We start from the raw sequence: 15,825 nt of genomic DNA, 5'->3' as shown, positions 1-15,825 counted from the left end.
TTCCCTGTAGAGCGCGAGGAGATCCTGGAAGCGGCACCGTCACGACGCGGCCCGGGCGCGACGCACCGATCGGATTCGCCTGTCGGACGATGGTGATGTCCTCGGTGATGTATCTTGAAGTCAAGATACATCTGGATAGGACGACATCGGACGACGGAGGGAGCACCCATGGTGCACGCCTGGGACCCGGAGCAGTACCTGAAGTTCGGCGACGAACGGGGCAGACCCTTCACCGACCTCCTCGCGCGTGTGGACGCTGAGGCCCCGGAGCTGGTGGTCGACCTCGGCGCCGGGCCGGGAACCCTCACTGCGGCCCTCACCGCCAGGTGGCCGTCGGCCCGCGTGCTCGCCGTGGATTCCAGCCCGGAGATGATCGCCCGTGCCGAGTCCGTCGCGGGGATCCACGCCGAGCTCGGCAACCTGCGCACCTGGGAGCCCCCGGCGCCGATCGACGTCCTGGTCAGCAACGCGGCCCTGCAATGGGTCCCGGACCATCTCGAGCAGCTCCCCCGTCTGGCCGGCCTGCTCTCCCCGGGTGGCGTACTGGCCATGCAGGTCCCCGGAAACTTCGCAGAGCCCATCCACACGATCCGCCACGACCTGGCCGCCGAGGACCCGTACGCGGAGCATCTCGTCGGCGTCGCCCATCCCGCCTCGTACGACGCGAGCACCTACGTCCGCGCGCTGCAGCGACTCGGACTCGAGGTCGACGCCTGGGAGACGACCTACCTTCATGTGCTGCACGGGAGGGATCCGGTCTTCGAATGGGTCTCCGGCACCGGGGCCCGGCCCACGCTCCAGGCTCTGCCCGCGTCCCTGCGTCCTGCCTTCGAGGCCGAGTTCCGGGCACGGCTGTGCGCGGCGTACCCCGATGACGGTCGTGGGGTCCTGATGCCGTTCCGCCGCGTCTTCGCCGTGGCGCATTGGAGCGCCGGGGACGGTCGGACACGATGAGGGCGGCGGGCAGCCGAGCGGGTTCTGCTCCCCGTGGCCCCCGCCATCAAGCCAGGATCGACCGCGCGGAGCGAATCCTGGCGGCGCTCGAGGGGCGGTGGGGCCCTGACTCCGCGGCGGGCCGCGATTTTCACACCGGTGACAGCGCGGTCACGCACGAGGGCTCCTGCGCCGGAGCACGGATGACCCGAGGGCAGGCGGACCGTCGCCGCTCACCGGGCCGAGAGCACAGAGGCGAGGTCGATGTCGTGCACGGGGACGATCGCCGAAGCTGCGACGGCCCGCGGCACGGCACCCGGGAGATCGCGCACATGCAGGCCACGCGTCTCCTCGGGCGCATCCCGGGCAGTCGACCACCAGGTTGTCCCTGTCTCGGAACGGCTCTCCAGGGGGATCCGGGAGGGATTGATCTGCAGGCCGACGCCCGCTGCTTTCAGCAAGGCCTCTTTGCGGGTCCACACCGCGATGGCCGATGGCAGACCAGCGGCTTGGCGAGGCGTGCGCTCGCGCGGATGGAGGACAGCAGCGTCGAAGCCGGGCCACAGCCTGGTGGGAAGGGCCTGGACGTCGACGCCGACCTGCACCTCCTGTGCGGCGACCGCCACCAGCACCTGATCCTCCGAGGTGGAGCCGGACAGCGACACCCCGGGGGCACGGGGGCGCCCATGAGGTGCCCCGCAGCGCTCGCACGTGCGCTCCACGGGAATGTCCCGTGCCCGGGCGGGCGCCTCGCCGAGCGCATGGGCCAGCAGGAGGCGCAGCGCCACCCGGCCGGCAAGGGTGCGGTTCCCGTGGGAGCCGCGCCGTGCGTGAGCCGCGATGAGGTCCTCCGGTGCCACGAAGCTCGCGGCTCCGCCGAACCTCCCCGATTCCTCGAGCACCGCAGGCACCGTGGTCGACAGGATGCGGATCATCGCCGGCTGATGCGCCGGTACTGGAAGACCGCTGCGGGAGCGAACACCGCGATGAGGACGGCGCAGCTGATGACGGAGTACAGCACCGGGTTGTCCCCCGGCCACCCGCCCGGGCTCATGAAGCCGGGTGGGACCTCGTTGCCGAACCCCTGCCGCGCCGCGGTCGCGACCGCGGTGATCGGGTTCCACCGCGCGACGGCCTGCAGAGGAGAAGGAAGCGAGTCAGCGGAGACGAACGCGCCGGAGATGAAGCACACCGGGAACAGCCACAGCAGCCCCAGGCTCTGCGCCACCTCCACGGAGCGGGCGGTCAGCGCGATGACGGCACCGATCCAGGACACGGCGAAGGCGAACAGCAGCAGGAGGGCGCAGGCGAGGAGGACGGACCCCGGCCCCGTGGACGCCCTCCACCCGATGGCGAGCCCGCAACCGAGGATGACGAGCACCGATACTGCGCTCATCACCAGGTCGGAGACGGTGCGCCCGAGGATCACGCCCACCCGTGACATGGGCAGGGCGCGGAAACGGTCGATGAGCCCCGACTGCAGGTCCTTGGCGAGGTAGACCGCGGTGAAGGAGGAGTTGAACGTGAGGGTCTGCGCGAGGATGCCTCCGACGAGGTACTCCCGATAGGCCCCGCCACCCAGCGTGCCGCCGAACACGTACGCCAGGATGATCACGAACAGGATCGGCTGCGCGATCCCGGTGACCAGCGCGCCCGGTGTGCGGCGCAGGCCGATGAGGTTGCGGCGGGCGATGACGGCTCCGTCGCGCAGGGCACGGACCGGTCTCATCGTGCGACCTCCGCGCTCTCGTCGGCGCCGACGCGGTGCGCCCGAGGGGTGTCGGGCTCCTCCGGGACGGTCTCCGGGGTCGGCTCCCCGGTGAGACCGAGGAAGACCTCGTCGAGCGTGGGGCGTCGCAGCGCTGCCTCCTCGACGTCGATCCCTGCGCGCTCGAGGACAGTCAGCACTCGCGAGAGTCCTGGTCCGCCGTCGTCGGCGGCGAGCGTGAGCCGTCTGCTGCGCTCATCCGGTTCGGCATCATGCCCGGCGCGGGCGAGGGCGTCCTGCGCCGCGGCGCCGTCGGAGGCATCGGCGAGGGTGATGTCGATCCGTGAGCCTCCGACCCGCTTCTTGAGCGCGGCCGCAGTCCCGTCGGCGACGATCCGGCCGTGGTCGATCACGGCGATCGAGTCGGCGAGCTGATCGGCCTCCTCCAGATACTGAGTGGTCAGCAGCACGGTGACCCCGTCATCGGTCAGGGACGTCACGGCATCCCAGGTGTCGCGGCGACCTCGCGGATCGAGCCCGGTCGTGGGCTCGTCGAGGATCACGACCGGAGGACGGGCGATGACGGCTCCGGCGAGGTCGAGTCGCCGGCGCATCCCGCCGGAGTACTGTCCGGCGAGGAGACTGTCGGCGACGTCGTCGAGGCGGAAGTCGTGGAGAAGCTCCCGGGCGCGGCCCGCGGCAGCACGTCGCGGCATGCCGTACAGGCGGGCGACCATGTGCAGGTTCTCGAAACCCGTCAACTTCTCGTCGACGGCGGCGTACTGGCCGGAGACTCCCAGGCCGCGACGCACGCCGGCGGGGTCAGTGCGCACCGAGGAACCTGCGACCAGCGCGTCCCCCCGGTCCGGTGCCAGGAGCGTGGTGAGCACCCGCACGATCGTGGTCTTTCCGGCGCCGTTGGGTCCCAACAGTCCCTGCACGGTGCCCGCGGGCACCTCGAGATCGACCCCGTCGAGCGCTGTCCGGTCGCCGTAGTGCTTGACGACGCCGCGCAGGGATATCACGAGGCGGCTCGCGCTCCGTCGTCCAGACGCCGGGGCGTGATGTCGAGCCAGGAGGCCTCGACGTACTCGAGGCATTCGGCACGGGCCGCTGGACCGAAGACGGCGACCCACCCCCGGGGCAGGTCCGCGGCCTCGGGCCACAGGGAGTGCTGTCCGCGCTCGTTGACGAGGACACGAAAGGTGGCGTCGGTGTCGTCGAAGGGGTTCATCATCTGGTGGTCCCGTCTCCATCGGTGGTATTGCGTTCCCGGTGGTTCGGAGCGGACTCGCCTGCGGTTTGGTCGTTTCCGTCGCTCTTCGCCAGCGCATCCAGGGCGCCGGCGACCTTCTGCGCCGCCGGTTCGTCGAGCAGGTCGTCGTGGCGGGCATCGATCCGGCGCACGGCGACCTCGCCGGTGACGTGAGGGATCCAGGCATCCGGGCCAGGTCGGTCCCAAGGAACGTCCCGGGTCGCCTCGAGAACGGCCAGGTCACTGTCGACGACGGGGGTGCCCGCGGCGTCCAGGAGCTCTCCGAGGTGGGTGAAGCGCGAGGCCATGCGTTCCGCCGTGCGCACGGGCAGCTGCCCGAGAGCATTGCCGGCCGCGCGCAGGGCGCCGACCGCCGCCGCGGCATCCAGCTCGCCCTCGGGAACGGGGACGTCCAGAGCCTCCAGGGGGCCCCGCCACCGCGCCTGCTCGTCCTCGGCGCCCCGCAGCGACCCCTCCCGTCGCGGGTAGGAGTCGAGCACGGCGAGCAGGGCGATCTCCTCGCCGTCGGCCTGCAGGCGGGCGGCGAGATGGTGCGCGATCCTGCCGCCGAGCGAGTACCCCAGCAGGTGGTAGGGGCCGTGCGGCTGGACGGTGCGCATCGCCTCGAGGTAGTGATCCAGCAGTTCGTCGAGCGTCCGCTCTGTGCCGTGAGGCGGCTCGTCCGTGGTGAGCCCGGGCATCTGCAGTCCGACCACGGGGCGAGGCATGCGCAGGTGCGGGAGAAGGCTCGAGAAGCTCCAGGCGAGTCCGCTCGCGGGGTGCACGGCGAACAGCGGGTGCCCCCGCCCGTCAGGACGCAGGGGCAGCAGCGACGACAGCGATTCCTCGAGATCGGGCGCCGCAGGCCGGTCCCGGCTGCCGACGCCGTCGCCAGAGCGCGGAGGGGCGCCGTCGGCCTCGATCGCGAGCTGCGACACGGTCGGGGCGCGGAACAGGGCATGGACGGGGACATCCCGGCCCAGGGCGTCACCGATCGCGGCCACTGCCGGTCGGGCGACGAAGGAGTGGCCACCGAGGGCGAAGAAGGAATCGTCGGCTCGGACGTCCTGGACCCCGAGCACCTCCGCGAACGCTGCGGCCACGGCGGCCTCGGCCCCGTCCCGCGGTGCACGTCCGCCGCCCCCGGCGAAGGTGGGTCCGGGCAGCGCCTGGACGTCGACCTTCCCATTTCTCGTCAGCGGGATGGTGTCGACGACGGTGATCGCGGCGAGCTGCATGTACTCGGGCAGATGGGCGGCGGCGACCTGCTCGAGCAGATCCGGCAGCGCGACGACATCAGCCCGCTCGGTCGGCACCGTCCACGCGGCCAGGACCGTTCCGCGTGGACTGGGGACCGGGCGGACCACGGCCTGTGCGACTTCGGGGCGGTCCTCGAGCACCGCGGCGACCTCACCCGGTTCGATGCGGTGCCCGCGGATCTTGACCTGATCGTCGCTGCGGCCGAGTGCGACGACTCGGGGGCGGAGGCCGGGGAGCGCGTCGCGCACGGCGACGAGGTCGCCGGTGCGGTACATGCGCGATCCGTCGAGCGCGAACGGGTCGGCGACGAAGCGCTCGGCGGTAGCGGGCGCGGCACCGAGATAGCCGTCGGCGAGCTGGTCTCCGGCGAGCCAGAGCTCTCCGACGCTGCCCACGGGAACCGGACGCAGGTGAGCATCGAGGACACGGGCGACCGTGCCGCAGGTCGGTGCCCCGAGGACGGGGGAGGGGTTCTCGTCGATCGCCGCGACCAGGGTGTCCACCCCTGCTTCGGTGGGGCCGTAGAGGTTCCATCCCTGGACGGCCCGGCGCTGGTGCACCCAGGACCACAGGGCCGGCTGAACGGGTTCGCCGCCGAGCAGGAGGACGAAGGGGTCCTCGGGGGCCCGGGCGTCGAGGAGATCGGCGAGCGCGGTCTGCCCGCGCAGGGCGTCGACGTAGCCAGGTGTGGTCTCCCAGGCATCGATGCGGTGTCTCGCGAGGGCGGATACCAGGGCCTCGGGATCCCGGCGCACGTCGTCGCCGATGACGTGCACCTCGTGGCCCGCCGCCGCCCACAGCACCGGATCCAGAGAGGCGTCGAAGCCGACCCCCGTGGTGTGGGCGAGGCGCAGCCGGCGCCGATCGGGGGCGGGGAGCAGGGTCGAGCGGTGGCTCATGAGGAGCTGGGTCAGCGCCCGGTGGGGGACCTGGACGCCCTTCGGCATCCCGGTGGTGCCCGAGGTGAAGATGAGGTACGCCGCCTCGGAGCCCGTCGGCAGGTCGACGGGTGCCGTCCCTGCGGGCAGCTCCGCGCACCGCAGGATGCGATCGGCAGGGATCCCGGCCTCCCGGGCGGCTCGCGCCGCCCCCTCTTCGGCGGCATCTCCGGTGCGCAGCACCCACGAGGGGCAGGCGGTGCGCAGCATGGCCGCGATCCGCGGACCGGGCAGGGTGATGTCCACGGGGACGGCGACCGCCCCGGCCCGCCAGATGGCCAGCATGCCGGCGACGGACTCGGTGCCGCGGCGCACGGCCAGTGCGATGCGGTCACCGGCGAGGGCGCCCGCTGCCCGCAGCCCGCCCGCCATGACATCGACCTGCGCGGCGAGCTCCCCCGCGGTGAGGGTGCCTTCATCCCCGACGAGCACGGTGGACCGGGGCCGGTCCGCGGCGGAGGCGGACAGCGCCTCGAGCACGCTCTGAGGGGCGATGGTGGCCTGCCACGGCTCCACGGGCGTCGACGGCGGACCGGCAGGGATCTCCTGCAGGCTGCGGCCGGGATCCGTGGCGATGCCTTCGAGGAAGCCGACCCAGCGGTCGACGAAGCCGCGCGCCGCGTCCTCGCTGAACAGATTCGCGTCGTACTCGAGCACGCCGTCCACCCCGTCCTGGTCGCGGGGGCGGAGGGTGATGGAGAGGTCCACCTTGGCCGCCCCGGTCGAGTCGGGCTCCACGCGGGTGACGGCCACTCCCGGCAGCTCGAGGGCCGAGCCGCTCGCCTCCTCCACGGAGAGCATGGTCTGGAACAGCGGGTGGCGGCCCAGCTGCCGTGCGGGGGCCACCGCCTCGACGATGCGCTCGAAGGGCACGCCGTCGTGCTCCATGGCGTGCAGGACGGCCTCGCGCGCCCGCCCGACGGCGTGGTGGAACGGCTGCTCACCGTCGACGTGCGTCCGGATCGGCAGCGTGGTGACGAAGAAGCCGATGAGGTCGGTGAGATCGGGATCGGAACGGCCTGCGGAGGGGGTGCCGATGACGAGGTCGTCCCCCGCGCCGATGCGCTGCAGATAGCCCGCGAGAGCGGCGAACCAGGTGTGGAAGCCGCTGGCGCCGCGCGCCGCACCGGTGGCGAGAAGAGGACGTGTGACCGCTTCCGGGAGCGAGAAGCGCAGCGTGCGTGCGTGGCGCGTGGTGGCCTCGGGACGCCGCCCGTCGGCGGGAAGGTCCAGTTCCTGGGGCGCATCCCGCAGGCGCTCGGTCCAGGCCTCGAGATGCCGGTCGTGATCGCGCCGCTCACCGTGCAGGGCCTGCTGGTGGCGAGCATGATCGGCGAACTGCACGTCGAGCGGGCGCCGCGCGGAGCGCATCCCCGCGGTGCGGGCTCCGTACGCCGTGGCGAGATCGCGCACCAGCGGGGCGAGCGAGGCGCCGTCCGTGGCGATGTGGTGCACGGCGAGCGTGAGACGCCAGCGGTGCGCGCCGGTCTCCGTCAGCCCGGCGCGCAGGGGGATCCCGGTGGCGAGCGGGAATCCGGCGGTGACGTCGACGGGGCCCGGGCGCAGGATGCCCGACGGCGGATCCTGGATCCGCTGGACGGGGCGCCCGCCGATCTCGGGAAAGCTGGTGCGCAGGATCTCGTGACGGGCCACGAGGTCGTCGACCGCGCTCCCGAGGGCATCGACGTCGAGGTCGCCCTCGAGGTCGGCCTCGAGGACCACCGTGTATTCGGCGGAGTCCGGCTCCAGCTGGTGGAGGAACCACAGTCGCGCCTGGTCGGGGGAGAGGGGGAGCTCCTCGTGGGGAGGGCGCGGATTCTCCCGGGCCCACTCGCGCAGGCGCACCGGGGCGGAAGGAACGGGCGGGTCGGCCTCCACCACGGCGCGGCCGCGTGCGTGATCGCCCCCGCGCACCGCGGCGAGCAGCTGCGCCGGGGTGGGGGAGTCGAAGACTGTGCGCACCGGCAGGCCGACTCCGAACTCGTCGCGGATGCGGCCGACCAGCTCGACGGCGAGCAGGGAGTGGCCGCCGAGGGCGAAGAAATCCTCCTCGGGGCCCGCGGAGGAGATCGAGAGCACTTCGGCGAGGAGACGGCACATCCGCTTCTCGGCCTCCTCGCGGGGGGCACGCTCGGACGACGGCTCGCGCTGCGGCTCGGGCAGCGCGGCCGTATCGACCTTGCCGTTCGAGGTCAGAGGGAGCTGGCCGAGGACGGAGATCGTGGTGGGGACCATATAGGCCGGCAGCTCTCGGCGCGCCGTCTCCCGCACCGAATCCACCTCGAGGACCCCGGCCACCCAGGCCGCGATGCGCTCGGTGCCCGGTCCTCCGGGCGCCGTGACCAGGGCGACGGCGGCGCGGGCCCCCGGTGATCGCTCCAGCGCGCTCTCGATGTCGCCGGTCTCGATGCGGTAGCCGCGCAGCTTGACCTGATCATCGGCGCGGCGCAGGAAGCGCAGGGCGCCCTCCGGCGAACGGCGCACGATGTCGCCGGTGCGGTACATCCGCTCGCCGTCGGCGGTGGGATCGGCCACGAAGCGCGTCGCGGTCTCGGCCGCGCGGCTCCGGTACCCGTCGGCGAGGGTCGCCCCGGAGAGGTACAGCTCACCCTCGACGCCGGGCGGGACCGGGCGCAGGAGACGATCCAGCACCCGCGCCCGCACACCGGCCACGGGGTCTCCGATCACCACGGGGCCGGGCACGATCGGGGCGACCAGGGCGTCGATCGTGGACTCGCTGGGGCCGTACAGGTTCCACCCGTCCAGGGCCTCGGAGCGTGCCGTCAGATCCCACAGCGACGGCGGCACGGCCTCGCCCCCGAGTGCCAGCAGCAGCCGCCCGGACCCGTCGGCGACCGCGTCCTCGAGCCCGACGGCCACCAGCTGCGCGGCGTAGGACGGGGTCGTCTCGACGACGTCGATGCGCTCCTCCTGCACCAGGCGCACGACGGACTCGGCATCGGCGTGCACGGTGTCGTCGGCGATGAGCAGGGCGCTGCCGGCGACGAGCCACAGGACCGGGTCCCAAGCGGCGTCGAACGAGAGACCGGAGAGGTGGAGCATGCGCGGGGCCCGACCCAGCCGCTCGCGCAGAGGGCCGATGAGGGTCTCCTCGTGTTGGACCAGCACGGTGCCCAGGGCTCGGTGGGAGACCTGGACCCCCTTGGGGGCACCGGTCGTGCCCGAGGTGTGCACGAGATATGCGGCGTCCTCCGGCCCCGGCGGCGCCGGGACGGCTCCACCGGTCGGGAGGTCCTCCACGGCCAGCACCGGTGCGGCCGGCGCGCCGTCCGAGGTGGTCAGCAGCGCGGCGAAGCGCGCGGGGTCGGCGGTGACGATCACGCGCGCCCCGGCCGCGGCGAGCACCCGCGTGAGCCGGGCGTCGGGATGAGCGGAGTCGACGGGGACCGCGACGGCGCCGGCGCGCAGCGCACCGAGAAGGACGGTGACGGCATCGGCGGTGCGGGGCAGGGCGATGACCGCGTGGTCCCCGCGGCGCACACCGATCTCAGCGAGCCCGGCGGCGAAGGATTCGACCCGGCCGAGGAGCTCGGCGGCGGTGAGCTCGCCGCGGGAATCGCGGAGGGAGGGCGCGTCGGGCTGCTCCTGGGCCGTGCGGGCGAGCCGGTCCAGCACCGTCGTGGGGGCCGGTGCCGCGGGCCCCTGCTCCCGCTCCGCGAATCGGCGCAGGGCCTCCGGTCCGACGGTGGGCAGGTCGCCGAGGCGTGCTTCGGGGTCGGCGACGAACTGAGCGAGGACGCGATCGAGGGAATCCCGCAGACGCTCCACCGTGGACCCGTCGAAGATGCCCCGGTCGTACCCCAGGACGACGGAGAGCGGACCGTCGCCGCCCTCGGGGGTGACGTCGATCATGAGGTCCGCCTTCACCCCGGCGCTGGTCGTGGGGGTGGGGACCCGGACCTGCACGCCCGGGAGCTCGAGTCGGGCCGACGGCGCGTTCTGCAGGGTCAGCAGCACCTGGACGACCGGGGGCCGGTCCGGGTCCCGGGGCGGCCGCACGGAGTCGACGACGACGTCGAAGGGCAGCTCCTGATGGGCGTAGGCCTCGGTGTTCGCCACCCGTACCCGCTCGATGAGCTCGGAGAGGCTCGGGTCGCCATGAAGCGAGGTGCGCAGGGCGACGGTGTTCACGAAGAAGCCCACGATGTCGTCCAACCGGGGATCGCCGCGCCCGGCCACCGCGGTGCCGATCACCACGTCGTCCCCCGTGCCGTGCTGATGCAGGGCGGTGGTGAGGGCCGTGTGCAGCACGATGAACAGGCTGGTGCGGTGCTCGGCGGCCAGGGAGCGCAGGGCGGCGTGGTGCTGCGGGTCCAGGTCGAGACGGATCTCGCCGACGCCGCGCTGGTCGGCGTTCTCGGGATCCGCGGTCCCACGGGCTCGATCGCGGGGCAGGGAGATCTCCGGCGGTGCGTCCGCGAGGGCGCGACGCCAGAAGGCGCTCTGGCGCGACAGCTCGCTGTCCGGGTCGTCCGCGGAGCCCAGGCGGCCACGCTGCCACATCGCGGCGTCCGCGTAGTCGACGGCCAACGGCTCGGGGAATGCGTCACGGCCGGCGGTGCGGGCCGTATACGCCTCCCCGAGGTCACGGGCGAGCGGCGCCAGGGACCAGCCGTCGGTGGCGATGTGGTGCATGGTGATCACGAGCACCGCGTGCTGGAGGGTCGTGCGCAGCAGCACGGCGCGCAGCGGGATCTCCCGCGTGATGTCGAACGGCCGGTGGATCTCCGCGGCGACGACGGCGTCGAGGCGGTCGGCGGGGACGTCGACGGCCAGGAGCGGGGACGCGATCCCGTCGGCGGGAAGGATGCGCTGGACGGGTTCGCCGTCCACCGCGGGCAGCACGGTGCGCAGCGGCTCGTGGCGGGCCAGGACGTCCTCGAGCGCGCCGCGCAGGGCGGCCGTGTCGAGCTCGCCCTCGAGCTCCAGGACGACCGGGACCGCGTAGGCCGCGGAATCGGGCTCGAGGCGGTTCAGGAACCACAGGCGACGCTGGTTCAGCGAGGCGGGGACGGGGTCGGGGCGCTCCCCGCGTTCGGGCCGCGTCATCGCTCGGCCGCCGGGGGAGCCGTTCAGGACGCGGGCGAGGGCCGCGACGGTGGGATGCTCGAAGACGTCCCGCACGGAGACGGTGCGATCGAGGTCGTCCGTCAAGCGCGCCGCGAGGCGGGTGGCCAGCAGCGAGTGGCCGCCCACCGCGAAGAAGTCGTCCTCTGCTCCGATGCCCTCCTGCTCGAGCACCGCGGAGAACGCCGCGGCCACGGCGCGCTCCGTCGCGGTGCGGGGCGCTCTGGTGCCGCGAACGCCCGCGGTGCCCGGATCGGGCAGCGCCGCCCGATCGAGCTTGCCGTTCGCGGTCACCGGAAGCCGCTCGAGGGCGAGCACCGCAGACGGCACCATGTATTCCGGGAGCTGATCGCGCAGCCCGTCACGGACCTCGGCGGCGAGCTCGGCGTCCGAATGCCCGGAGGCCGCGGCGACGTAGCCGATCAGACGGGCCGTCGCGCCTTCGCCCCGGACGATCGCGGCGGCGGAGGTGATGCCGGGATGGCGGCGCATCGCCGTCTCGACCTCCTCGATCTCGACGCGATAGCCGCGGATCTTGACCTGATCGTCCTGACGTCCGAGAAACCGCAGGGTCCCGTCGGCGCGGCGGCGGACGCGGTCACCCGTGCGGTACATGCGCGAGCCGTCGGCCGCGAAGGGGTCCGCGACGAAGCGCTGGGCGTTCAGTCCCGGGCGGCCGATGTACCCGCGTGCGACGCCGTGGCCGGCGAGATAGAGCTCGCCGATCCCACGGTCGGGCACCGGTGAGAGTCCGGCGTCGAGGACATAGTGACGGCTGCCGTCCACGGACTGCCCGAGGTGGGGCCGCCTGCCCTCCTGGATGGGGGCGACCAGACTGTCCACCGTCGACTCGGTGGGGCCGTAGAGGTTCACCGCATGGACATCCTCCCGGGCGGCGAGGGTGTTCCAGAGGGCATCTCCCACGGCCTCCCCGCCGAGTGCGATCTCCGTCGGGTGGTGGCCACGCTCCAGCATTCCGGCCGCGAGCAGGGCCTCGGCGAAGGAGGGGGTGGTCTCGACGGCGTCGATGTGCTGATCGGCGAGATGCGCGGCGAGCCGTTCGGGGTCGCGGCGCACCTCGTCGTCGATGACGTGCAGCTCGTGGCCGGAGACCAGCCACAGCAGGGGATCCCACGAGGCGTCGAACGAGAGGCCCGCGGTGTGGGCTGCGCGCAGCGGTCGGCCCAGTCGAGCGGTGGCGGGATCATGGATCGTCCGGCGGTGCTGCTCCAGGAGAACACGCAGGGACCGATGCTCGACGGCGACGCCTTTGGGTCGACCGGTGCTGCCGGAGGTGAAGATCACGTAGGCGAGGTCCTCGGGTCCGACCGGGGGCAGGTGCGTGGCCGAGGCGGAGGCGCGGCGCCACGACGCCGTCTCGGAGTCGACCAGCAGGATGGGCAGGGTCCACGCTGCTCCGTCCTCGCGGTCCTGCGCCTGCTGGTCCACGGTGGTCAGCAGCGCGGCGGGGGCGGCGTCCTCCAGCATGTGCGTGACGCGGCCGACCGGGTAGGCGGGGTCCAAGGGCACGTAGGCGGCTCCTGCCTGCAGGATCCCCAGGACGATCTCGGGCAGGCGCACCGTGCGACCGACGCGGACCGCCACCCGGTCACCGGGCTCGACGCCCTCCCGGATGAGGTAGTGGGCCAGGCGGGTCGACTCGGCCTCGAGGTCGGCGAAGCTGCGGTGACCGTCGTCGGCCACCACCGCCCGGTCCGTGCCTCGACGGTGCACGGTCTCGGCGGCGGCCTCGAGGATGGTGCCCGCCGGAGCGGGGTCCCGGGCGCCGTGTCCCAGGGCGAGCAGCGCCTCCCGCTCCTCGTCCCCCGTCAGCGGGGCGAGGAGGGCGGACGTGTCCTGCGGAGCCTCGAGCATCGCGTCCAGCAGGCGGAGCAGACGCGTGCCGTGGTCGTGCAGGGTCTCCGTGGTGTGCAGCGAGGCGTCGCCCTCGAGCCGCAGCACGGGGTCGGCGGCACCGCTGCGCAGGTCGCTGAGGACGATCGAGAGATCGCGAACGGGGCCGGTCGACAGGATGTGCACGGTCCCACGAACGGTGCCGAGGCGGAGATCGTCGATGACCGGCAGCAGATTGACCGACGGCCCGGGGTGCGTGGGGGCGGCGTCGATCTGCTCGAGCCGGAAGCGCTGATGGCCGACAGCGGCGCGGACGGCGTCACCGGAACTGGTGACGACGTCGGCGAGCGTGTCGGACAGGCGTACCGGCACGCGCAGCGGGAGAACGCTCGAGAGCATGGACGGCGTCGTCTTCGCGACCTGTCCCCGACGAGCGGTGACCGGGAGACCGATGGGCACGTCCTCGGTCCCCGTCAATCGTGCCAGGTAGACGGCGATCGCCGCGATGACGGTCTTGGGCAGGGTGCTCTCGAGGGCGGCGAGGCGCTCGGCCCGCTCGGGCCCGATGGGGAGACCGACACGGACGACGGTCGCCGCGATGCCCTGGGACCGCCCCTCGAGTCCTTCGGGAGGCTCCGCCTCGGCGAGGGCCTGCGTCCAGTAGGAGGCATCGGCGCCATGCTGCTCGGAGTTCTCGTAGTCCTCGAGATCGCTCAGCAGAGCGCCGAGCGTGGGCAGCGGCGAGGGCACGGCGGCCAGGACGTGGGCGAGTCCGGCGGCGAGAGGACGCGGCAGCCGGGTGCGCGGGAGGAGCCGGGCCATCCGGGAGTAGGTCTCGGCCACATAGCGCAGGGCGATGACTGCGGAGTACCCGTCGAGCAGGATGTGGTGGACGCGCAGGAAGAAGAGGGCTCGGTCCTCGGAGACCACAAAGAGCGTCGCCCCGAAGAGGTCCTCGCCGTCCAGCGCCCGCGGGGTGGACATCTCCCGGTCCATGGCGGCCAGGGCGTCCTGTTCGGCGCGGTCCTCATCCAGGTCCCGCAGGTCCCGAACCCGCAGCAGATCCGCCGTGGGCTGCGGACGGCGGATCTGTCCGCAGGGACCATCGGCGTCCTCGTGGATGCGCAGGCTGAGCGCATCGATGTCGGCGACCATCTTGGTCACTGCGATACGGAGCAGGGCGGGGTCGATACTTCCGCTCAGGTCGAGGTACTGACCGATCTGGAAGGTCGGGTTGTCGGGGTCCAGGTGCTGGGCGTACCAGATGCCGCGCTGGGCGGCGGTGAGCGGGATGCGGTCGGTGACCGTGGATGCGTCCGGGGACGTGCGCCTTGTCACGGAGGGGATCTCCTTCGCTGGACGGCGACGGGTGGGCTGGCGGCGCGCCGGGGAGCTACTGCTGGAACTGGCCCAGCTGCAGGGTCTCCACCAGCCCGTCGATGCTCACGAGCGGCCCGTCGATGACAGGGCCCTGGACCAGCGAGGATCCGGAACTGCTCGTGGCGGAGGGGGTCTCGGCGGCGCCCGCCACCGGGGCGGCCAGAGTGATCCCCGCGAGGGAGAGGGCGGCGGTGGTGACGGCGAGGCGTCGGGTGCGCTGGGTCATGATCGGTGACTCCTGGGATGGTGCGAGACGGTGTCTGACACCGCGAGGTCTTTCCCGCGGCGACGGAGTGGTTCGCAGCGAAAGCGGAATCGGATTGGTCGCCGGGATGACGTCGTACGTGCTCTGGGCGCGCGCGGCTGCACGGCCGATTTCCGGGACCTATCGCCCGCAGCCCACCCCGACCACGGGGCGGTGCCGCCGTTCCGCGGCCGGTGCGCCGTGGCACGGCGGCCGGGCAGAGGCCGATCAGGCGCCGCCGAACGCTGAATCAGCGCGGCGGGTCAGCGGCGTGTCAGCGCACCGCCGGGAACCCAGCCTTCGCCGCCTTCGCGATCTTCGCCAGCTGGCGGCGGTCCGAGATCGCCCCGAGCACACCGCCCAGACCCGGGATCGCCTTGCCGAACAGACGCACCGAGCGCAGGCCGAACTTCCGCAGCATCCGGCCCCCGATCGCACTGGCCACCGCCGATTCGGTGCTCGTGGGCAGGCGCCGGGCCACGGTGCGCGTCGCGGCGCCCGCCACCGGTCCGAGACCGATGTTCTTCAGCACGTCCCCGGACTCCTCCCCGAGCAGGGCGGCCAGCACCCGCACGCGGATCTCCTCGTCGTCCAGGTCGTAGCCCCGCACCACGGCGATCGCGCCGACCATCCGGGTGGACTGCACGTAGAACTCGACGACGTTCGTGGGCAGCAGGATCGGCAGCGTGAAGATGCCGCCGAGACCGGTGAGGAAACCCGCCACGGTCACACCACGACGATGCTTGCGCACCAGGCGACGGATCGCCTTCTCGGGTCGCTTGCGGGCCCGTCCCCGTTGAGCCCGCCGCGCGACGTCCTGGGCCGAGGAGTATGCCAGCTTCCCGTCGAGGCCCAGATCGCGGAAGGTCTCGACCAGGCGCTGCAGGGCGCCGCCGTCGGACGGGTCGGAGCCCTTCGTGCGCCGGGCCTCCTGCAGCGCCTCGCGGGCGGTATCCGTGGTCCTGTCGTCGCGGCGCAGCATCCCGAGGATCCCCATGGCGCCTCCCTCCGGATCGGTGGCCGTCGGCCGCAGCCGACGGATGATACCCCCATCATGCACGGGTCGGACCCTGCCGCGCCCGGGCTCGACCGTTCGGTGCGGCGGCTCCTGACGGCGCACGGGTCTTGGGGCTCTCGGGCGCTCGGGCTCTCCGGCCGGCGCCGT

The 15,825-nt window shown here is 73.0% G+C and carries 8 protein-coding genes; 1 reads left to right on the top strand and 7 read right to left on the bottom strand.

The annotated features are described in order from the left end of the window. Positions 1-168 precede the first annotated feature (168 nt). Positions 169-954, top strand: coding sequence for a methyltransferase domain-containing protein (locus JOF44_RS02690; RefSeq protein ID WP_209887062.1), 786 nt, complete (start codon positions 169-171; stop codon positions 952-954). A 212-nt stretch (positions 955-1,166) separates the two neighbouring features. On the opposite strand, the gene JOF44_RS02685 is transcribed toward JOF44_RS02690, so the two are convergent. The 7 genes from JOF44_RS02685 to JOF44_RS02655 form a co-directional block, all read right to left on the bottom strand. Further along, positions 1,167-1,868: a 4'-phosphopantetheinyl transferase family protein gene (locus JOF44_RS02685; RefSeq protein WP_209887059.1), complete on the bottom strand. Its 702-nt coding sequence runs from the start codon at positions 1,866-1,868 to the stop codon at positions 1,167-1,169. Further along, positions 1,865-2,662 carry an ABC transporter permease gene (locus tag JOF44_RS02680; RefSeq protein WP_209887056.1) on the bottom strand — a complete coding sequence of 266 codons (798 nt, stop codon included), beginning with the start codon at positions 2,660-2,662 and terminating at the stop codon, positions 1,865-1,867. The genes JOF44_RS02685 and JOF44_RS02680 overlap by 4 nt, the downstream gene beginning before the upstream one ends. Next, positions 2,659-3,666, bottom strand: coding sequence for an ATP-binding cassette domain-containing protein (locus JOF44_RS02675; RefSeq protein ID WP_342591645.1), 1,008 nt, complete (start codon positions 3,664-3,666; stop codon positions 2,659-2,661). The genes JOF44_RS02680 and JOF44_RS02675 overlap by 4 nt, the downstream gene beginning before the upstream one ends. Then, on the bottom strand, positions 3,663-3,878 hold the full coding sequence (locus JOF44_RS02670; protein ID WP_209887050.1) for an MbtH family protein: 216 nt from the start codon (positions 3,876-3,878) through the stop codon (positions 3,663-3,665). Before JOF44_RS02670 ends, JOF44_RS02675 begins: the two co-directional genes overlap by 4 nt. Continuing rightward, positions 3,875-14,374, bottom strand: coding sequence for a non-ribosomal peptide synthetase (locus JOF44_RS21065; protein WP_209887047.1), 10,500 nt, complete (start codon positions 14,372-14,374; stop codon positions 3,875-3,877). The genes JOF44_RS02670 and JOF44_RS21065 overlap by 4 nt, the downstream gene beginning before the upstream one ends. 55 nt (positions 14,375-14,429) lie before the next feature. Beyond that, positions 14,430-14,642 (bottom strand): hypothetical protein, encoded by a 213-nt coding sequence (locus JOF44_RS02660; protein ID WP_209887044.1) that lies wholly within the window; start codon positions 14,640-14,642, stop codon positions 14,430-14,432. A 292-nt stretch (positions 14,643-14,934) separates the two neighbouring features. Next, positions 14,935-15,720, bottom strand: a complete 786-nt coding sequence (locus tag JOF44_RS02655) for an EcsC family protein (protein WP_342591644.1) — start codon at positions 15,718-15,720, stop codon at positions 14,935-14,937. Positions 15,721-15,825: the final 105 nt, after the last annotated feature.

This window comes from Brachybacterium fresconis, assembly GCF_017876515.1.
Lineage (GTDB): Bacteria > Actinomycetota > Actinomycetes > Actinomycetales > Dermabacteraceae > Brachybacterium > Brachybacterium fresconis.
The sequence above is the reverse complement of the archived record's forward strand: the minus strand, read 5'-3'. Positions and strand labels throughout refer to the sequence as shown.